General features: G+C 45.1%; 1 rRNA gene. It reads left to right on the top strand.

Going from position 1 to position 264, the window contains the following annotated elements:
- Positions 1–49: 49 nt before the first annotated feature.
- Positions 50–264, top strand: a 16S ribosomal RNA gene (locus ACU68U_RS09350); the annotation flags it as partial.

The following is a 264-nucleotide window of genomic DNA, read 5'->3' as shown; positions in this document are numbered from 1 at the left end:
GAGAATAAAAAAGCAAAAGTCAGCTGAAAAGCTAGCTTCAAACAAACATTAAATTGAGAGTTTGATCCTGGCTCAGGACGAACGCTGGCGGCGTGCTTAACACATGCAAGTCGAACGGGATTTAGTAAACAGAAGCCTCGGTGGAAGATTACTAATGAGAGTGGCGAACGGGTGAGTAACGCGTGAGCAACCTGCCTATGACAGTGGGATAGCCTCGGGAAACCGGGATTAATACCGCATAAAATCGTAGAAACACATGTTTTA

The organism is Finegoldia sp. P3-F-LR (genome assembly GCF_052932165.1).
This window is presented reverse-complemented; position numbering and strand designations above follow the sequence as displayed.